The organism is Paenibacillus sp. FSL R7-0273, assembly GCF_000758625.1.
Lineage (GTDB): Bacteria > Bacillota > Bacilli > Paenibacillales > Paenibacillaceae > Paenibacillus_AQ.
Genome location: NZ_CP009283.1, coordinates 6848803 through 6867888, shown reverse-complemented (window position 1 = coordinate 6867888; position 19086 = coordinate 6848803). Strand labels below are relative to the sequence as shown.

16 protein-coding genes are annotated in these 19086 nt (G+C 56.6%); all 16 read left to right on the top strand.

Annotated features, from left to right (window positions below; genetic code table 11):
• Nucleotides 1-143: 143 nt before the first annotated feature.
• The 16 genes from R70723_RS29565 (at nucleotide 144) to spoIIR (ending at nucleotide 18996) form a co-directional block, all read left to right on the top strand.
• Entirely contained in the window at nucleotides 144-1691 is a 1548-nt protein-coding gene (locus R70723_RS29565) for a phytoene desaturase family protein (protein ID WP_039877663.1), read from the top strand.
• On the top strand, nucleotides 1688-3202 hold the full coding sequence (locus R70723_RS29560; RefSeq protein ID WP_039877662.1) for a phytoene desaturase family protein: 1515 nt from the start codon (nucleotides 1688-1690) through the stop codon (nucleotides 3200-3202). The genes R70723_RS29565 and R70723_RS29560 overlap by 4 nt, the downstream gene beginning before the upstream one ends.
• Nucleotides 3199-4077, top strand: coding sequence for a phytoene/squalene synthase family protein (locus tag R70723_RS29555; protein ID WP_039877661.1), 879 nt, complete (start codon nucleotides 3199-3201; stop codon nucleotides 4075-4077). Before R70723_RS29560 ends, R70723_RS29555 begins: the two co-directional genes overlap by 4 nt.
• A complete protein-coding gene (locus R70723_RS29550; RefSeq protein ID WP_039877659.1) occupies nucleotides 4078-4863 on the top strand; it encodes a carotenoid biosynthesis protein in 786 nt (261 codons plus the stop codon). It abuts the gene before it with no gap.
• Nucleotides 4832-5566, top strand: coding sequence for a lysophospholipid acyltransferase family protein (locus R70723_RS29545; RefSeq protein WP_039877658.1), 735 nt, complete (start codon nucleotides 4832-4834; stop codon nucleotides 5564-5566). Before R70723_RS29550 ends, R70723_RS29545 begins: the two co-directional genes overlap by 32 nt.
• A complete protein-coding gene (locus R70723_RS29540; RefSeq protein ID WP_039877657.1) occupies nucleotides 5563-6780 on the top strand; it encodes a glycosyltransferase family 2 protein in 1218 nt (405 codons plus the stop codon). Before R70723_RS29545 ends, R70723_RS29540 begins: the two co-directional genes overlap by 4 nt.
• Nucleotides 6756-8252, top strand: a complete 1497-nt coding sequence (locus tag R70723_RS29535; RefSeq protein ID WP_039877656.1) for a phytoene desaturase family protein — start codon at nucleotides 6756-6758, stop codon at nucleotides 8250-8252. Before R70723_RS29540 ends, R70723_RS29535 begins: the two co-directional genes overlap by 25 nt.
• 129 nt (nucleotides 8253-8381) lie before the next feature.
• The gene (gene fni, locus R70723_RS29530) at nucleotides 8382-9506 is read left to right on the top strand and encodes a type 2 isopentenyl-diphosphate Delta-isomerase (RefSeq protein WP_081957520.1); all 1125 of its coding nucleotides are present in this window, start codon (nucleotides 8382-8384) and stop codon (nucleotides 9504-9506) included.
• Nucleotides 9507-9539: 33 nt separating this feature from the next.
• Entirely contained in the window at nucleotides 9540-10010 is a 471-nt protein-coding gene (locus R70723_RS29525) for a GNAT family N-acetyltransferase (protein WP_039877655.1), read from the top strand.
• A 433-nt stretch (nucleotides 10011-10443) separates the two neighbouring features.
• The gene (locus tag R70723_RS29520) at nucleotides 10444-11688 is read left to right on the top strand and encodes a S41 family peptidase (RefSeq protein ID WP_039877653.1); all 1245 of its coding nucleotides are present in this window, start codon (nucleotides 10444-10446) and stop codon (nucleotides 11686-11688) included.
• 232 nt (nucleotides 11689-11920) lie between these two features.
• Entirely contained in the window at nucleotides 11921-13021 is a 1101-nt protein-coding gene (ychF, locus tag R70723_RS29515) for a redox-regulated ATPase YchF (protein ID WP_039877652.1), read from the top strand.
• A gap of 291 nt (nucleotides 13022-13312) precedes the next feature.
• Nucleotides 13313-14380 carry a peptide chain release factor 1 gene (gene prfA, locus R70723_RS29510; RefSeq protein ID WP_039879432.1) on the top strand — a complete coding sequence of 356 codons (1068 nt, stop codon included), beginning with the start codon at nucleotides 13313-13315 and terminating at the stop codon, nucleotides 14378-14380.
• Nucleotides 14381-14405: 25 nt separating this feature from the next.
• The gene (prmC, locus tag R70723_RS29505) at nucleotides 14406-15305 is read left to right on the top strand and encodes a peptide chain release factor N(5)-glutamine methyltransferase (RefSeq protein ID WP_144027078.1); all 900 of its coding nucleotides are present in this window, start codon (nucleotides 14406-14408) and stop codon (nucleotides 15303-15305) included.
• Between the two features lie 245 nt (nucleotides 15306-15550).
• A complete protein-coding gene (locus R70723_RS29495; RefSeq protein ID WP_039877648.1) occupies nucleotides 15551-16735 on the top strand; it encodes an FtsW/RodA/SpoVE family cell cycle protein in 1185 nt (394 codons plus the stop codon).
• Between the two features lie 219 nt (nucleotides 16736-16954).
• Nucleotides 16955-18124, top strand: coding sequence for an FtsW/RodA/SpoVE family cell cycle protein (locus tag R70723_RS29490; RefSeq protein WP_039877647.1), 1170 nt, complete (start codon nucleotides 16955-16957; stop codon nucleotides 18122-18124).
• A 128-nt stretch (nucleotides 18125-18252) separates the two neighbouring features.
• Nucleotides 18253-18996, top strand: a complete 744-nt coding sequence (gene spoIIR, locus R70723_RS29485) for a stage II sporulation protein R (protein WP_039877644.1) — start codon at nucleotides 18253-18255, stop codon at nucleotides 18994-18996.
• Nucleotides 18997-19086: the final 90 nt, after the last annotated feature.

Genomic DNA, 19086 nt, shown 5'->3' with positions numbered 1-19086 from the left:
CGGGTTAGGGGTAGCTGTTTACAGGGGTAAATAAAGTATGTATGATATTTGTATCATCAATGTATAGTTTTTGTATAATGTTTGCGCAAATAGCGAGATGTATACGAAGAAATAAAAATCAAGTGAAATAGGGAGTGGGACTGATGACTGGAAAAAGCGCCGCAAAGGTTGCGGTGGTCGGTGCCGGCCCGGGAGGTCTGGCTGCCGCCATGCTTCTGGCCGCAAAGGGCTATGAGGTAGAGGTCTTTGAGAAGCAGGATACGGTCGGCGGAAGATCGGGCGAGCTGCGGCTGGGTGAATACCGTTTTGACCGCGGGGCCACCTTTCTGATGATGCCGCATCTGCTGGAGGAGCTGTTTACGATGGCGGGACGCTCCCTGCACAGCTATGTGTCCATGAAGGAGCTGAACCCGCTGTATTCCCTGCACTTCGGAGAGACCGTGTTCCGGCCGTCTACCGACCAGGAGCAGACCGCAGCGGAGATTGAACGGCTGTTTCCGGGGAACGGGGCCGGTTACCGCCGGTTTATGGCTGATGAGGACGATAAGTTTACCAGGGTTATGCCGCTGCTGCAGCGCCCCTTTCAGTCACCTGCAGATTACATAAAAAGAGATGTGCTGCACGCGCTGCCTAAGCTGCATGCGACCGATACGGTGTACAACCGGCTGTCGAAGTATTTTGACGATGAACGGCTGCGTTACGCCTTCACCTTTCAGGCCAAATACCTCGGGATGTCGCCCTGGGAATGTCCCGGCACGTTCACGATTCTGTCCTACCTGGAGCACCGTTACGGCCTGTATCATCCTGAAGGCGGTATTAATAAGGTGCTGGAGGCTATGGCGGATGTTATTAAGGAGCATGGCGGGCGGATCCATACTTCAAGTGGAGTGAAGCGGATACTGGTTAATAACCGTCAAGCCTCCGGCCTGCTGCTGGAGGACGGGGAAAAGGTGCACGCCGATTACGTTGTGCTCGGAGCTGACTTCGGGACAGCAGTAACCCAGCTGTTCGAGCCGGGTCTGCTCAAAAAATATACACCGGTCAAGATGGCGCGCAAGCGTTATTCCTGCTCTACCGCGATGCTGTATCTCGGGGTGGACGGCAGCATTGACCTGGGGCATCATTCTGTTCATTTCTCGGGCGATTACCGCCGTAATGTTGATGAAATTACACGGCAGGGCGTCCTGTCGGCTGACCCGTCCATTTATATACACAATCCTTCGGTTATTGACTCTACCCTGGCTCCGGCCGGCAAATCCTCCCTGTATGTGCTGATGCCTGTTCCCAATCTGCAGGCCGGTATTGACTGGCGGCAGGAGGGACCGGCTGTCCGGGCGCAGATGCTGGAGCGGCTGGAGCGTATCCCGCAGCTCGCCGGCCTGTCTTCCCGGGTGGAGGAGAGCAAATTCTTCTCGCCGCTGGACTGGAGGGACAATCTGGATGTCTATAACGGTGCAACCTTCAACCTGGCCCATAACCTTGGCCAGATGATGTATCTGCGTCCGCACAATACCTTCCAGGAGGTGTCCGGCATCTGGCTGGTCGGCGGCGGAACGCATCCGGGCAGCGGACTGCCGACGATCTTTGAGTCGGCGAAGATCAGCGCGCGCCTGCTTGAGGAGCATGACCAGGCTGCCCGCAGCCGGTCGGTTGCCGTAGCGGGCGCAGCGGGCAGCGGGGTGCCGCTGTGAGTCGCGTGGCTATCGTCGGCGGCGGCATCGGCGGGCTGACCGCGGCGCTGCTGCTAAGCCGCCAAGGGCAGCAGGTTGTTATCTATGAGCGTGCGGGCAAGGTCGGCGGGCGGGTCGCCTTTGAAGAGGAGGGGCCGTACCGGATTGACCAGGGGCCGACCATTGTTCTGCTGCCGGAGATGCTGAACGGCATTCTGGAGGAAGGCGGGCTTCCGCCAGGCAGCCTTGAGCTGCTGCGCTGCGATCCGCTCTGCCGGATTCACTTCCGGAGCGGGCGTGTGCTGACCAAGGTGGCGGGCCTGGAGGAGCAGGCAGCGGAGATTGAACGTGAATTTCCCGGAGAGGGCAGCGGCTTCCTCCGGTTTATGGGCGATATGGCCGGACTGTTCCCCCGGGGCAAGGCCTCCTTCCTGGAGCAGCCGTTCCACCGGCGGCGTGAGTTCTTCAGTCCGGCGAATCTGCGGCTGATGAGCCGTCTGCGTGCCTACCGCAGCCTGCGGTCGGCGGTCGGCAGCTATTTCCGCAGCGAGGAGCTGCGGGATGCCTTTTCCCTGCAGAGCCTGTATATCGGCGGAGCCCCGTTCCGCACCCCGGGCATATACACGATGCTGCCGTATGCGGAGAGCGCGTTCGGCATCTGGATGCTGAAGGGCGGCTACGGGAAGCTCCCGCAGATCCTCTCCCGCGAGCTGCTCAGCCGCGGGGTTGAGATTCATACCGGCACAGAGGTCGAGACCCTGACCGTTGAAGATGGACGGTGCACCGGACTTACAGCCGGCGGGGTTAAGCATTCATATGATGCTGTGCTCTACAACGGTGAGTTCCCGCAGCTGGAGGGGCTGCTGCCGGCTGAGCTGTTCGCCGGGAGTACAGACCCGGGAAACGGGGCAGTGAAGGTCAGCTCCGGTGCAAGAGGCCGGATCAAGCGCGGCCGGTATAAGCCCTCCTCAGGTTGTGTGCTGATCTATGCCGGCGCTGACCGGCGCTGGCCGGAATCGCAGACGCATCAGTTTTTCCTGCCTGACAGCCTGAATGACAACCTGCGTGAGTTGTTTGACCAGGACAGAGTTTCAGAGCTGCCCTCCTATTATGTATTTAATCCGGCGGCGCTTGACGACAGTGCGGCCCCGCCGGGGGAAAGTGCTCTTTACTTCCTGATTCCCGTGCCTGCTGATCCGGGGCTCGACTGGGAGGCCATTGCAGAGCCTTTGGCGCAGCGTGTCCTGGATGATGCGGAGCAGAGAGGCTTTCCGGGCCTGAAGGCCAGTCTGCGGTGGAAGACAATCCGTACCCCTGCGGATGCGCAGAAGGATGGCTTGTACGGCGGCGGCAGCTTCGGCATTGCTCCGGTGCTCAGCCAGCTGGGTGTATTCCGGCCACAGCCCCGGCCTTACCCGATTAAAGGTCTTTATGCTGCCGGCGCCTCCGTTCATCCCGGCGGCGGTGTGCCGATTGTTATGCAAGGAGCAAGGATGGCTGTCCATGAACTTATGAAGGAGATGAAACAATGATAAATGAGAGCATTATGCGTGACTGTGAGGAACTGATGAAGAAGGGCTCTACCTCCTTTCATAAGGCGTTTGCCGGGCTGCCTAGCCCGCGCCGGGAAGCGGTGCATGTCATCTACGCCTTCTGCCGGATTATTGACGACAGTGTGGATGAGCCCGAAAAGTCGCCATACACCATACATGAGCTGCGCCGGAACTTTAAGCGGCTTGATGAAGCGGAAGGCCACTTTATCTGGCCGGCGCTGCGCTGGCTGTTCGCCAGCTTCCCGAAGCTGACAAGGGAACCGTTCCTGCTGCAGATGCAGGGCCAGCTGGGGGATTTGACGTTCACCCATTACGAGACGATGGAAGAGCTGGAAAGCTACTGTTACCTGGTAGCCGGCACTGTCGGCGAGATGCTGCTTCCGGTTCTGCGCGATGATTCGGATGAGGGTGTGCAGGCGGCAGGCATTGCACTGGGTATCGGTATGCAGATTGTCAATATTATCCGCGATGTAGGCGAAGATCTGCGGCGGGGCAGGCGTTATGTACCGCTTGCGCTTATGCAGAAGCACGGATACACCCAGGAGGAGCTGGAGTCGGGGATCGTCGACCAGCGCTTCGTGAACGTGATCGAAGACCTCCGCCGGGAAGCGCTGGGCTGGTTCGAAAAGGGGCTCGCCCATGTGGAGACCTATCCGCCTGAGAGCGGTCTGGCGGTAGAGCTGGCGGCGGCATTTTATGCGGCTATCCTGGATTCGGTGGCTGAAGCCGGGTACGATGTATTCCGCAACAGGGCGTATGTCAGCGATGAAGCCAAGCTGCGGATGCTGGGCCGTACAGCGGCACGTTATGCCTCAAGACTGGGCGGCAGAACCGCGAAGGCTGCGGTACTGTAGATGATCAGGACGGTATTCTGGATCTGGTATGCAATCGGCGCACTGCTGCTTATCTTTTTCACTGTGCCGCAGGGCCTGCAGTTTTCAAATGGACTTTTCCTGGTGTTTTATGCTGTTTATGCCGGAGAGCTAATCGTCAAGGGATATGAACGCCCCTTTGTGGCCGACCGGTCAGTCATTTTTTCGGCGCAGCCTGATCCTGTCCGTTTCCTCCTTTCTGCTGTATTAATCTGGACCGGCGGAATGGCTGTGGAATGGTATGGCGTTCATACCGGTCATCTGTTCGGCAGTTACGGATACTCTGATATCCTCGGTCCGCTGCTGTACGGTGTGCCGGCCACTCTGGGCTTCGCCTGGATTGCAGTAGTCGGCAATGCCGTTCTGCTGGCCCGTGACTTCGGCCAGTCCGGCTGGCGGCTTATGGTGCTGCGGGCGGTGCAGGTCGGCTTCTGGACCGTTTTGCTGGACCTGGTGCTTGATCCTGTTGCCCATGCGCGGGGCTTCTGGAGCTGGGGGGACGGAGGCGGCTTCTACGGGGTACCGGTGAGCAACTTCATCGGCTGGCTGATTGCCGGCTCGCTGCTGTCGCTCCTTATCCCTCCTGTCCGCTTAACCGGAAGGGCAGTGCGGCGCGGCACCAGGCTATATCAGGCGGTAATTCTTATGTTCGGTCTTGTCGGCCTGCGTGAAGGGCTTCCGCTATGCATAATCATTGCCGGTATTGGGGCAGCTCTGGCAGAAGGGAGCCTGCGCTATGCTCGAAGCGGCCAAATCCCGAAGCTTTGATGCGCTGTTCAGCCGCTATAATACCCTTTATCTGCTGCACAGGCACTTCCGCTTTATCGGGTTATCAGGTGAGCTGCAGCCTGCTTCAGCCGGGGGCAGGCCAGTGCTGTACATCATGAATCACAGCTCCTGGTGGGACGGTCTGCTGGCCTATCATGCAGCCCGAAGGCTGACCCGCCGCAGGCAGTATTTCATGATGGAGGAGGCGCAGCTGCGCAAATTTCAATTTTTCCGCCGTTTGGGCGCTTATTCCATTAACCGCGAGGAGCCGGCGGATGTTCGTGCCTCGCTGCGGTATACAGCCAGGCTGCTTGGTGAAGGCGGCAGCGTATGGATGTATCCTGAGGGGGAGCTTCTGCCGCTTGAACACCGCCCGCTGCAGCTTAAGGAAGGGGCTGCAGTTGTGCTGCGCCTGTGTCCGGATGCGGCGGTTGTACCTGTGACCCTGTATCACGGCCTGTTCTTCCATCCCAAGCCGGAGGCCACTCTGCTGGCAGGTGAACCGTTGCTGCAGCCGTGGAAGGAGCTGGACAGAGGCGGTATTTCAGCGCTACTGTCCTCCTGCCTGCAGGAGCAGCTGGACCGGCACCGCCAGCTGATTCTGGAGCATAAGGGACATATGCCCTCCTGCTTCACACCGCTGATCAAAACCGGCGGATCGGTTCATGAACGATTTGACGCCTGGCGGAGGGGAAGCCGATGATTGCCGTACTGCAAGGAATTACATTTATGGTTCTGCTGCAGCTGGCGTTTGCCGTATGGAATGCGTCACGGCTCCCGGTGCTCGGTGCACCGCATAGCAAGGAAACGGCAGGTCTAAAGGAAGTAGATTACAGAAAGCTTCTGTCCGCTCCCTCAGCTGCAGACCCCGATAAAAATTTGGCGGAATCTGCGTCTTCACAGCGCCCCGCCTTATCCGTGCTGATTCCGGCGCGTGATGAGGCGGGGAATATAAGCGCCTGCCTGGAAACTGTGCTTGCCTGCAGCACAGCTGGACGCCAAACCGAGATTATCGTGCTGGATGACCGATCAGCCGACGGGACTGCAGAGCTTGCCGCAGCCGCCGGAGGCTCACGGACGAGGGTGCTTGCAGGTGCTGAGCTGCCGGAGGGCTGGGCAGGCAAATGCCATGCCTGCGCTCAGCTGGCAGAAGCAGCCGAAGGGGAATGGCTGCTCTTCCTGGATGCTGATATCCGCCTGCAGCCGCAGGCGCTTGAAGCAGCATTAACCTCAGCGGCGGCGCAGGGCAGCGGCCTGATTACCGGCTTTCCGCGGCAGCAGACCGGCTCCTGGCTGGAGCGCCTGGCCGTACCGCTGATGGTGTTCACCATCATCTGCCATCTGCCAATTCCGCTTGTCCGCCGCTCAAGGGATCCGCGGTTTGCGGCCGCCCACGGCGGCTTCATGCTTATCCACCGGGACAGCTACGTCCGCTGCGGCGGGCACAGCGCCATCCGCAGCCAGCTGGTGGATGATATGGCGCTGGCGAGGGCGGTCAAGCTGGCCGGTGATCCGGTGACCCTGGCCGATATTACAGGGCATACAGAAATGCGGATGTATCATAATGCCCCCGAGGTCTGGAAGGGCTACCGCAAAAATATTTACGCCGGCCTCGGACGCAAGCCGGTGCTGCTGCTGGGTGTACTCCTGTTCTATGCGCTTCTGTACATATTCCCGGTAATGGCTGCGCTTTGGGCGCTGATCACCGGGGAGGCGGCAGCTCTGCTCTGGGCGGCCGCCGCCGTGGCCGGAGGAGCCGCCGTAAAAAGAACGGCAGACCGGGCAGGCAGGCAGCCCTTCTGGTTCTGCCTGCTGCTGCCGGCAAGTATGATAAGCCTGATTGCCATTGCAGCCGCATCCTGGCGCGGCAGTGTATCCGGCCAGGGCTATGAATGGAAAGGGAGGCGTTACCGTTGAACAAGCAGGCGGTTATTATCGGTGCCGGCTTCGGCAGCCTGTCCTGTGCAGTCACGCTGGCGGCAAAGGGCTGGAAGGTGACCGTGCTGGAGCGGCAGGCACAGCCCGGCGGCAAGCTGCAGCGGGTTACGGAGCAAGGGTATACCTTTGACAGGGGCCCGAGCACTATAACCATGCCGCATGTATTCCGCTCGCTCTACGAGCTTGCCGGGGCTGAGATGGAGGAGTACGTCGAGCTGTATGAGCTGGAGCCGCGGACACGGAATATTTTTGCAGACGGGCATACGGTCGACTTATCAGGGGACACGGCATTTATGCGTGAACAGATTGCAGCCTACTCTCCTCATGACGCTGACCGCTACAGGGAATTCATGGCCGAAGCTGAACTGCTGTACAGGCTGAGTGAAAAGCAGTTCCTCAACCGGCTGCTGCTCTCCTGGAAAGATAAGCTGTCCCTGCCGCTGGTACGGGACCTGCTGAGGGTCCGGCCGTTTCTAACGCTGCAGTCACTGCTTCAGCGCTATTTCAGACATCCCAATACACTTGCGATGCTGGGGCGTTATGCCACCTACGTCGGATCCTCCCCTTACCAGTCTCCGGCTATCTTTGCGATGCTCGGTCATGTAGAGGCGAAGCTTGGCGTATACGGTGTTAAAGGCGGTACCTATAAGCTGGTGGAAGGGCTGGTAGCGCTGGCCCGGCGGCTTGGCGTCGAGATCGTTACCGGGACGGAGGTTACAGGCATTGCCACGGCCGGCGGGAAAGCCGAAGGGGTGGAGACCTCGCGCGGCTTCTATCCGGCGCAGACTGTCATTGCCGGCGGGGATGTGCTGAGCGTCAGCCGTATGCTGCTGCCGGAATCGGCCCGGCGGACGATGAGCGACCGCAGAATTGCGGGCTATGAACCTTCGCTGTCCGGTCTGGTGACGCTTGCCGGCGTGAGGCGAAAATATGAGCAGCTATCACATCATACGGTGTTTTTTCCGGAGCAATATGAGCCTGAGTTCACCGATATTTTTGGCAAAATACGCCCTCCGCAAAATCCGGCAGTGTATGTATGCTACTCCGGTTACTCTGAGCCCGGCATGGCCCCGGCGGACGGCAGCAATCTGTTTATTCTGGCCAACGCCCCCTATCTGGACAGCGGCTGCGACTGGGCCAGTGAGACGGAGGTATACGGGCAGCGGATTACTGAGACACTTAAAGGCTTCGGGCTCGCGGGGCTTGAGCAGGCAGAGGTGCTTCAGCGGTATACCCCGCAGAACCTCGCCGCCGACACCCTCGCCCACCGGGGAGCGATATATGGCATCTCCTCGAATTCGGTACGCCAGACCTTCTTCCGTCCGGCTAACCGTTCCAGGGATATTCAAGGGCTGTGGTATGTGGGCGGAACCACGCATCCCGGTGGAGGGACGCCGGTCGTATCCCTGTCCGGGAGGCTTGTAGGCGAGCATATTGCAGGCGGGGGCTAGCAGCTGCCTGCGTTTCTGTCATTTGCAGGGCAGCGATGCTATAATGAAGCGTGCTCTTGGCATGAGAGATGCCGGCCGGTCCGGCATTTTGCGGATATATACAAATTAGAAGCAAAGGGAGGGGACAGCATGGAACATTTGCCGTACAAGACTACACAATCCTCATCGGCTGAAGCAGGCGGGGACCCGCAGCTGCCAGGCGCTGCCGGGGGGAAGTCCCTGCTGCCTTCCTCCACAACAGGCGAACGCAAGCTGGAGCATGTGCGGCTCTGTCTGAATGAGGCGGTAGGCGGCAGCGGGATTACGACCGGGCTGGAGGATTACCGGTTTCTGCATAATGCGCTGCCTGAGCTGAATTTCGATGACCTCTCGCTGCGCACGGTCTTTCTGGGGCGTGAGCTGCAGACACCGCTGCTGATCAGCTCCATGACCGGAGGCAGCAAGGCGACAGGCGCGATTAATGCCAGGCTGGCTGAGGTTGCCGGACGGCGGGGCTGGGCGCTCGGCGTCGGCTCGGTCCGGGCGGCCGTTGAGCGTGCAGAGCTGGCTGAGACGTTCCGGGTGCGTGAGCTTGCGCCGGACATTCCAATCATCGCCAATATCGGGGCAGTTCAGCTATCCTACGGGTTCGGCGTGGAGGAGTGCCGACGGGCTGTTGAGATCGCCGGGGCTGACTGGCTTGTGCTGCATCTGAACGGGCTGCAGGAGGTGTTTCAGCCGGAGGGCAATACCGGCTTTGCTTCCCTGCTTACCCAAATCGAAAAGGTATGCCGGGCGCTGCCGGTACCGGTCGGCATCAAGGAGGTCGGCTGGGGCATCGACGGTGATACAGCGCTCAGGCTGTACAATGCCGGCGTAGCCTTCATCGACGTGGCCGGGGCAGGCGGCACCTCCTGGAGCCAGGTGGAGAAATTCCGCAGCACCGACCCTGTGCGGCGGGCCGCAGCAGAGGCCTTCGCCGACTGGGGCATTCCGACGGCCGACTCCATCCGCGGGGTGCGGGCCGCGGCTCCGGCCGGCGCGCTGATCGGCAGCGGCGGCCTGAAGCATGGCGTGGACGCCGCCAAAGCGCTCGCGCTCGGCGCCGATCTGGCCGGCTTCGGCCGCAGCCTGCTCGGGCCGGCAGTGGAATCCGAGGAGGCGCTCGACCGGGCGCTCGCCCAGGTGGAGCTGGAGCTGCGGATTGCCATGTTCGGCATCGGCGCAGCTGATTTGTCTGCACTGCGGGGAACGCCCCGCCTGCTCAAGCGTTAATAAAGACTGAAGTATAAAGGAAGTGCTGAACACATGATCAAGCTGGTCCGGATGGATGAACCGACCTTTCAATTTTTTCTGAAGCAGTCAACCCGCGATTACGCGGAGGACAAAATTAGAATCGGCGCCTGGGAGCAGGACAGCGCGATGCAGCTGTCGCAGGCCGAGATGAGCCGCTATCTGCCGCAGGGCCTGTACACCGAAGGTGCTTACTTATATTCTATTGTCGAGAACGACAGCCACGCCCAGGCCGGCTACATCTGGTTCAACGTGGTTGAGGGCCGCCAGGGCAAGGAGGCCTTTATCTATGACTTTTACATCTTCGAGCCGTTCCAGCGGAACGGATACGGGAGCATGGCGCTGACACTGCTGGACGAGGAGGCACGCTCCATGGACGTCACGCGGATCGGCCTGCATGTCTTCGGTGACAATGATCGTGCCTTTAAGCTGTACCAGAAGATGGGCTACGGGATTACGGATATTACGATGTCCAAGAAGCTGTAACGGAAGCTAAGCTAATATTGCAAAAGTATGGAAGGCTCCTTTGGGGTCTTTTTTGCTGTGCGGAAGCCTGGAGAGGAGCCCGGTACCTCTAACGGACAGGAAAGCCTTTATTTATCCGGAAAAGGACATTTCGTCAGGCTAACGGACCGTATTGTTCTTATTATCCTCCAGGCAGCTGTTGTTTAGGTAAATTTCAACATATAAGGCCGCTGGAGTCCGTTAGGGCAACGCTACCTGGAGTTTGGATGGTGATAAGCGCATTTGGGTCCGTTAAAGGCGGAAGTGTTACTAGAAAAAATAGGATTACCAGTATATCAGCAGAACTGCAGTGCTTGAATATCAGTTAATTTAATGTGATATAAATCCTTTATATAGTATAAATGGTAATTTACTATTTGATTAGTTTATATCAGAGACCAAATGAGGGATTGTATTGAGGAGCAAAATAACACTGCTGCTGGCAGCCGCCGTAATTCTCCTGAGTCTGGCAGGATGCAGCAGTCCGGGTTCTAAGCTGACGCAGGAGCAAAGAGCCGAAGATTTTGAATATATGTGGGCTATCATGGAGCAGAATTATCCGTTCTTTGAAGTGAACAGGCGGCTTACCGGAACCGACTGGCTGGCCAATAAAGAGAAGTATAAGAAACGGGTTATTGCGGCTGGGACAGACCTGGAGTTTTTGCGCAACATTGATGATGTGCTTAGGGAACTGCATAATAAACATACGATATTATACGGAAGTGGAACGTACGATTATTATCTTGATTCGCTGTATACTAGTCCGATAGCACAAGATCCCTGGTCCAAACTGCTATATCAGCCTGAAGTGCTGAAGCGATATGGCCGTTCTCCGAGTGCGGAGCCGCATAAACCGGCTAAGCCGACAGGAGCAGGCAATAAAAGCGCATTGAATTCAGCTACAGACAGCAGGGCGCAGGAGAATGTACTGCAGCGGATTATTGAAGCAGGACAAACAGCGTATCTGGCTATCCATAGTTTCTCTTCTGAACATTTAAGTCAAGACATCCCTGTAATCAGCAAATTTTTGGCGGAGGTTCAGGATTATAAGACGCTAATTCTGGATATCCGCGGAAATTTAGGCGGCAACTCTGCCTATTGGCAGGATGTACTTGTACCGCTTTTAATAACCGAACCTGTCCGCTATGATACGTATACGCTTTATAGAGGCGGGAGCTATGCCCAGCCTTTTCTGGAGGCACGCGGGCTTGCTACAGGTATGCGTCCAATTGCTGAGCTGGCGGAGGAACATCTGCCTCTATTGCCGCCTGAAAGCCTGACTATGTTTGAAACCTATCAGAAATTATCCATGCAGATTAATCCGCGCGGCCGGGGCTTTCAGGGGAAGCTGTATCTGCTGGTGGATCATGAGGTGTTCTCTGCTTCTGAAGGGCTGGCGGCTCTGGCCAAAAGCACCGGAATTGCTACACTTGCAGGTGAACGTACGGGAGGCGACGGGCTGGGGATCGATCCTGTTATCGCCGTCATGCCGAACAGCAAGGCTGTGTTCAGCTTTTCACTGGAGATGGGCCTGATGCCTGACGGAAGCTGCAACGAAGAAATGAAAACAGTGCCTGATATAGAGGTCGACCCTGACCGATCCAGGCCGCTTTTGGAGCAGCCGGCGATCCTGAAGATTCTGGAGCTGGAAAGGAATTAATTAGGGAATGTAGATGAAAAAGGCATACCCTCCATGAAAATCGTACACCGCCCCGTGCACATACCTTTGAAGCGGCTGATGCGGATTATGAGCGTGCCCCGCCTTTTTTCAGACACACCCCCCCGGACATCCGCTGTTGCTGGCGGTTTTGTTCTAATATATAATGGTTTAGATCACAGGTCGGTAATGATACGGTGGATCAATACAACCGAAAATAGGAGTTGTCATATAAATGGCTTTGAAAGCTGGTATCGTTGGATTGCCAAACGTTGGTAAATCTACATTGTTTAACGCAATTACACAAGCGGGTGCGGAATCCGCCAACTATCCTTTTTGCACCATTGACCCGAATGTCGGCGTCGTGGAAGTGCCGGACGAGCGTCTCGACAAGCTGACTGAGCTGGTGCAGCCGAACAAGACGGTTCCGACTGCCTTTGAATTTGTTGATATTGCCGGACTGGTGCGCGGTGCGAGCAAGGGCGAAGGCCTGGGCAACAAGTTCCTCGCCCACATCCGTGAAGTGGATGCGATCGTGCATGTTGTACGCTGCTTTGTGGATGAGAATGTAACCCACGTAGACGGCAAGGTTAATCCGATCAGCGACATTCAGACGATTAACCTGGAGCTGATTCTGGCTGACCTTGAGAGCGTGGAGAAGCGCATTGAGCGTTCCCGCAAAAACATCAAGGGCGGCGACAAGAAATACGCCCAGGAGGTTGAAGTGCTTGAGCGTGTGAAGGAAGCTTTGTACGAAGACAAACCAGCGCGCAGCCTGGAGCTGTCGGATGACGAGCGGCTGATCGTGCGCGATCTGCACCTGCTGACCCTGAAGCCGGTGCTGTACGCAGCTAACGTGGGCGAGGATGAAGTGGCAACTGCTGAGGAGAATCCGTACGTTAAGCAGGTCCGTGAATTTGCAGCTGCTGAGAATGCTGAAGTAGTGCCGATCAGTGCCAAGGTTGAGGCTGAAATTGCCGAGCTGGAAGGCGAAGACAAAGAAATGTTCCTCGAAGAGCTGGGCCTGCAGGAATCCGGTCTGAACCGCCTGATCAAAGCGGCTTACAAGCTGCTTGGACTGTACACTTACTTCACTGCCGGTGTACAGGAAGTCCGTGCGTGGACGATCCGCAAGGGAACCAAGGCGCCGGGCGCTGCCGGTGTTATTCATACCGACTTCGAACGCGGCTTTATCCGTGCCGAGGTTGTGGCATACAGCGACCTTCTGGCTGCAGGCTCCATGAACGGTGCCAAGGAACGCGGACAGCTGCGCCTGGAAGGTAAGGAATATCTGGTTCAGGACGGCGATGTAATGCATTTCCGTTTCAATGTGTAAGCTGAGCGGCTGTTAGCGCTTGAAGACTGAGAGGCCATTTTTGCGGCGGGTATCCGCTGGTGAAATGGCTTCTTTTTTTACAGGTGCTGCCGGATTAAATTACAATAGGCTCTGCATACTATAGGGCGGCCGGAAATTTATTTGCAAAGATATGCTTATTAAGCACGCTTCGCTGTAGCCAACCGGCAAGAACGATGCTATAATATAAAGTCGTATATCTATTGTTAATGTAATCTGCAATTTGAAGTGTTTGAGCGAAATATATTGAATCAGGAGAGGTGAATTCCCTTGTTGTTGGACCGATTGCAATCATTGGCGGACCGCTATGAGAAACTCAGTGAACTGCTTTGTGACCCGGATGTTGCAAACGACAGTAAGAAACTGAGGGACTATTCCAAAGAACAATCTGATCTGCAGCCTGCTTATGAGGCTTATGCTGAATATAAAAATGTAATGGAAGAGCTTGAAGCCGCTAAGATGATGCAGGCCGAGAAGCTTGATGATGAAATGAAGGAAATGGTCAAAATGGAGATCGAGGACCTGTCCTCGCGCCAGACCGAGCTTGAGGAGAAAATCCGCATTCTGCTGCTGCCTAAGGATCCGAATGACGACAAGAACGTAATCGTCGAAATCCGCGGCGCGGCCGGCGGGGATGAAGCGGCATTGTTCGCCTCTGACCTGTACCGGATGTACACCCGTTATGCCGATGCCCAAGGCTGGCGCGTTGAGCTGATGGATGTGAACTCGAATGACCTTGGCGGCTTCAAGGAAGTTATCTTCCTGATTAACGGCCGCGGTGCGTACAGCAAGATGAAATACGAGAGCGGCGCACACCGGGTACAACGTATTCCGGCCACAGAATCCGGCGGACGGATTCACACCTCCACTTCAACGGTAGCGGTAATGCCGGAAGCGGAAGATTTTGAAATTGAGATTCATGATAAAGACATCCGCGTTGATACGTTCTGCTCCAGCGGAGCAGGCGGACAGTCCGTTAATACGACTAAATCTGCTGTGCGCGTAACCCATATTCCTACCGGTATCGTAGCTACCTGTCAGGACGGCAAATCGCAGAACTCCAACAAAGAGAAGGCGCTGCAGGTACTGCGTGCCCGGATCTCCGATGTGAAACGGCAGGAAGAGGAAGCAAAGTATGCCGGGGAACGTAAGAGCAAGGTTGGTACTGGCGACCGCAGTGAGCGGATCCGCACTTACAATTTCCCGCAGAGCCGGGTAACCGATCACCGGATCGGCCTGACCCTGCACCGTCTGGAGCAGGTCATGAACGGGGAAATTACAGACATCATTTCGGCGCTGTCGATTGCTGAGCAGGCGGAATTGATGGAAAAAGGAGAATAATGCTTTGAAACACGGCTTATATGTCATGCCTCATGTGCAAAGCATCCGGGAAGCCTTTGCGGAGGCTTCTTCTTTTTTGGACAAAAGCGGGTGCAACGAGCCGCAGCGCAGCAGCCAGCTGCTGCTGGAGCATGTGCTGGGCGTAAGCGGAGCCGCTTATTATATGGCGCTGGCTGATCCTTTTCCGGCGGCGCTTAAGGATGCGTGGGAAGCCGCGGTCAGCAGGCGGGCGGCCGGTGAGCCGGTGCAGTATATCATCGGCGAGCAGGAGTTTTACGGACGGGCGTTCGAGGTGTCGCCGGACGTGCTGATCCCGCGGCCGGAGACGGAGCTGCTCGTCGAGGCCATCCTCAAGTACGGCGCGGAGCTGTGGCCGGACGGGCTCGTCCCGTCCGCCGGCGGCGCGCGCGGCGCAAGGCCGCTGGCCGCCGTCGACATCGGCGCCGGCAGCGGAGCCATCTCCGTCACGCTGGCGGCCGAAGCGCCGGCGTGGCGGGTCTCAGCCGGCGACATCTCGCCCGGCGCCCTGGCCGTGGCCGCGCGCAATGCCTTGCGGCATGGCGCGGCTGTGGACCTGCGGCTCGGCGATCTGCTCGAGCCGTTTGCGGGGATGGAGACGGATATCCTCGTCTCCAACCCGCCGTACATCCCCGGCGGTGACATCGCCGGGCTGCAGCGCGAGGTGCGCGACCATGAGCCGCGCACTGCACTGGACGGCGGCGGCGACGGGCTGGACCCGTACCGCCGCATGATGGAGCAGCTGCCTCTGCTGCCGGCAGCCCCGCGCCTGGTCGGCTTTGAGCTCGGCCAGGGACAGGTCGGCGAGGTGGCCGCGCTGCTGCGCGCGGCGGGCCACTGGACCGAGATCGTCACTGTCGACGATCTCGCGGGTATTCCCCGCCACGTGCTGGGCATCGCGCGCTAAGTGCCCCTGCGTGAGCTGCGCACAAAGCTCAGCGCCGGAATGATCCGGCCGGCAGCGATGCCGTATCACCAGCCGAGATGCCATTCCCGCCAGCAGGCGGGAGCTTTGCCTATCACCGCCGCGCTGTTAGACGAACAGCCGGCGGTGAAATTGTATTTTTGCTGCCCCTTCCTTTACAATATAATCAGCGGATTTCCGGGCAAGAAGAGATCCGGAAGCTCAAGTAACGAGTAAGGAGACAGAATATGCTTCAGAAGATCAAGAAGATTGACGGCGTTATCGTAGTTGTTCTATTAATGCTGATGGTTATCAGTATTTTCTCAATATACAGTGTAACCCATGGAAGAGACGGCCTGGACGGGATGCATATGAAGATGATCCGGTTTTATGTGCTGGGCCTGGTGGCCTTCCTGGGGCTGACCTTTCTTGATTACCGGCTGATAATCAAATATGCGCTATATATTTATATAACAGGGATCGGCATTCTGGTGCTGGTCAGCTTCATCGGCAAAACGCAGAACGGTGCGCAGGGCTGGCTGAGCATCGGCGGGCTGAGCCTGCAGCCGGCAGAGCTTTTTAAGCTGATTCTGATTCTGTTTCTGGCGGCGGTGCTCGTCCGCAAGAATAAGAACAAACTGCTGTTCTGGAAGGATATCGTACCGCTGACGCTGCTCACCCTGCTTCCCTTCGTGATTGTCATCAGCCAGAACGATCTTGGGAATGCCCTGTCCTATATTGTGATTCTGGCCGGTCTGCTGTGGATTGGTAACATCAAGTTTTCACATGCGCTTATAGCGGTGGCGATTGTTATTGGCGGAGCCATCGCCGGAATCATGAGCTATATCCACTATCATGATGAGCTGAAGACGTTTATGACAGATATCGGCCGCTCGCACTGGGTAGAACGGTTTGACCCTTGGCTGGTTCCCGAAAAAGCGACTGCCAAAGCCAGCTACCACACCAAAAATGCCAAGCTGGCGATTGCCTCGGGCGGTATGAGCGGGGAGGGCTATATGAACGGCAGCTCGGTGCAGACTGACCGTGTGCCGTACACCTATTCCGACTCCATCTTTGTGCAGATTGCCGAAGAGTTCGGATTTGTCGGCTCTGCGCTGCTGCTGCTGCTGTATTTCATCCTGATTCACCGGATGATTCTCATAGCGCTGGAGTCCAAGGACCGGGGGGGGCCGTTCCTGATTGTCGGGATTGTAGCGATGATTCTGTACCAGGTCTTTGAGAATATCGGCGCCTTCATCGGGCTTATGCCGCTCACCGGGATTACACTGCCGTTCATCAGCTTCGGGGGCACCTCACTTATGATTAATATGGCAAGCATCGGCCTTGCGATGAGCGTGCGCCTGCATGGACAGGAAGTGGAAGAAGACCTGCCGGCTCCTGCAGCCTATCCCGCTGCCGCGAAGCAGGGATGATAACTATAGATTCTGGCCTGAAGACTGCCGGACCTCAGACAATGGGGCCCCGGCAGTTTTTTTGTTCATCATAAAGCTTGTATTTATCTGTCATGCCTGCGGACATTTGAATTATTGCTCCAGGTTGATCTAATATGGATAATAGAAGTTTCTTCCTTTAGAAATCCTTTGTGGAATATATGGGAGCGGCTCATTGTGATGTAGAGAGGGGCTTGCCTGATGCTGCAGAGAATCAAAAAAATAGACGGGGTTATTGTTATCGTATTGCTCATGCTGATGGCAGTCAGCATTCTGGCGATATACAGTGTCACACACGGCCGGGCAGAGCAGGGAATGCATATTCAAATGATCCAATATTATGCGGCGGGCTTTTTTGTGTTTTTTGGATTGTCCTTATTCGATTACAGGCTTCTGGTCAGGTATGCGGTGTATATTTACATTGCAGGAATCGGAGTGCTCGTCATGGTCAGCCTGTTCGGGACCGTTAAGTATGGCGCCAGGGCCTGGCTGGAGATAGGCAATTTCAGCTTTCAGCCGGCAGAGCTGTTTAAGCTGATCCTGATCCTGGCGCTGGCTGCCGTGCTGGTCCGGCTGAACCGCAGCCAGCTGCGGTTCTGGCGGGATGTTATGCCCCTCAGCATGATTGCGCTGCTGCCGTTTGGCATTGTTATTGTCCAGAATGACATGGGTAACGCACTAAGCTTCGTGGTTATTCTGGTCGGTCTGCTATGGATTGGACGGATTAAGCTTTCCCATGCGCTGATCGGGCTGGCGGTTGCCGGCGGACTGCTGGGCGGCTTTGTCTACAGCTATATTAACTATCATGAGCAGACGACAAACTTCCTGAGTGCCACGGTCGGACGGGAGCATTTTATTAAACGCTTTGATCCCTGGCTCGTACCTGAGCGGGCCAGCAGTGATGACAGCTACCAGACACGGAATGCCAGAATCGCTATCGGTTCGGGCGGTCTTCTCGGAGAGGGCTATCTGAAGGGAAGCTCTGTCCAGTCGAACAAAATACCGGTGCTGTACTCGGATGCCATTTTTGCGCAGATTGCCGAGGAATTCGGTTTTATTGGCGCCGCTGTGCTGCTCCTGCTGTTTTTTATCCTGATTCACCGGATGATCCTGTTCGCACTGGAGTGTAAGGACCGGGCCGGGCCTTTTCTGATTATCGGGATCGTAGCGATGCTGCTATACCAGATTCTTGAGAATATCGGTGCATACATCGGCTTGATGCCGCTGACGGGCATTACCCTGCCGTTCATCAGCTACGGGGGGACCTCCGTTTTGATCAATATGGCTAGTATGGGAATTGCCATGAGTGTGCATCTGTATGGACAGGATGTGGAGGAGGAGCTGCCTGCAGTGCGTGCGCTGCATTTCTGAAAAGGATAACCCTCATAAAGCCGGTTTTGCTATCCGCAGGACTAAAATTTACTAGTTTAATAGGTTTGCAGTCTCTCTTTTCCGGACATACTGGGAGTATAAGAGATTCAGGGAGAGGGGCTGCGGATATGAAGTTATTTTCGCCGGAGAGACAGGAAGCCTTACGGGTTACTTTTAAGCATACTGCCATTTTATTTTCTTTTCTGATGGTGCTCATGATGGTTTGGGAAGGTCAAAAAAGCGATGCGGCTGTAGCGGGGTCTGCGATTCCGCAGCAGTCGATCCGCCTGCGCATACTGGCTAACTCGGATGGAACGGGAGACCAGCTGGTTAAACGCCAGATCCGTGATGCTATAGTGGAACAGATGAACAGCTGGGTGCCGGAGCTGGAGGACCCGCAGAGCCTTGAGCAGGCCCGCAGCCTGATCAGAAGCCGTCTGCCGGAATTGAATGAGCTGGTTGCCTCTGAGCTGGAGAAGCGGGGGATTGATTATGATTACAAGGTTGAGCTTGGGGTTGTGCCATTCCCGACCAAGCTGTACGGGGGGACGGTGTATCCTGCCGGAGAATATGAAGCAGTAAGAGTTACGCTGGGTGCGGGCAAAGGCCAAAACTGGTGGTGTGTGCTGTTTCCGCCGCTTTGCTTCATTGATGCCGGAACGGGTGATGCTGCTGCCAAGGGTACAGGGGTTGCTTCTGCGTCAGGGGCAGAGGACAGTGCGCAAATAAACGGGACGGATAAGGTTCAGACTGTCTCTGCTTCTGGTAACGCAGCAGCTTCCGGAACAGAGGGGGAGGCACCGGAAGTGCGGTTCTTTCTCTGGGATATGCTGCAGAATTTGTGGGACTGGATCAGCGGGCTGTGGGCTTAATCCGGAAGAACTGCCGCGAATGCGATGGACATAACATTTTATCGGAAAATAATATGTATTCAAGCGGCTCCGGCTTACGGGGCCGTTTTT

Bases quoted from the DNA above. Each gene is read 5' to 3' on its own strand.
- R70723_RS29495 (WP_039877648.1), top strand. From the start codon at position 15,551: ATGCTTCAGAAGATCAAGAAGATTGACGGCGTTATCGTAGTTGTTCTA.
- ychF (WP_039877652.1), top strand. From the start codon at position 11,921: ATGGCTTTGAAAGCTGGTATCGTTGGATTGCCAAACGTTGGTAAATCT.
- R70723_RS29525 (WP_039877655.1), top strand. From the start codon at position 9,540: ATGATCAAGCTGGTCCGGATGGATGAACCGACCTTTCAATTTTTTCTG.
- R70723_RS29550 (WP_039877659.1), top strand. From the start codon at position 4,078: ATGATCAGGACGGTATTCTGGATCTGGTATGCAATCGGCGCACTGCTG.
- fni (WP_081957520.1), top strand. From the start codon at position 8,382: ATGGAACATTTGCCGTACAAGACTACACAATCCTCATCGGCTGAAGCA.
- prmC (WP_144027078.1), top strand. From the start codon at position 14,406: ATGCCTCATGTGCAAAGCATCCGGGAAGCCTTTGCGGAGGCTTCTTCT.
- spoIIR (WP_039877644.1), top strand. From the start codon at position 18,253: ATGAAGTTATTTTCGCCGGAGAGACAGGAAGCCTTACGGGTTACTTTT.
- R70723_RS29545 (WP_039877658.1), top strand. From the start codon at position 4,832: ATGCTCGAAGCGGCCAAATCCCGAAGCTTTGATGCGCTGTTCAGCCGC.
- R70723_RS29555 (WP_039877661.1), top strand. From the start codon at position 3,199: ATGATAAATGAGAGCATTATGCGTGACTGTGAGGAACTGATGAAGAAG.
- R70723_RS29565 (WP_039877663.1), top strand. From the start codon at position 144: ATGACTGGAAAAAGCGCCGCAAAGGTTGCGGTGGTCGGTGCCGGCCCG.
- R70723_RS29540 (WP_039877657.1), top strand. From the start codon at position 5,563: ATGATTGCCGTACTGCAAGGAATTACATTTATGGTTCTGCTGCAGCTG.
- R70723_RS29535 (WP_039877656.1), top strand. From the start codon at position 6,756: ATGGAAAGGGAGGCGTTACCGTTGAACAAGCAGGCGGTTATTATCGGT.
- R70723_RS29490 (WP_039877647.1), top strand. From the start codon at position 16,955: ATGCTGCAGAGAATCAAAAAAATAGACGGGGTTATTGTTATCGTATTG.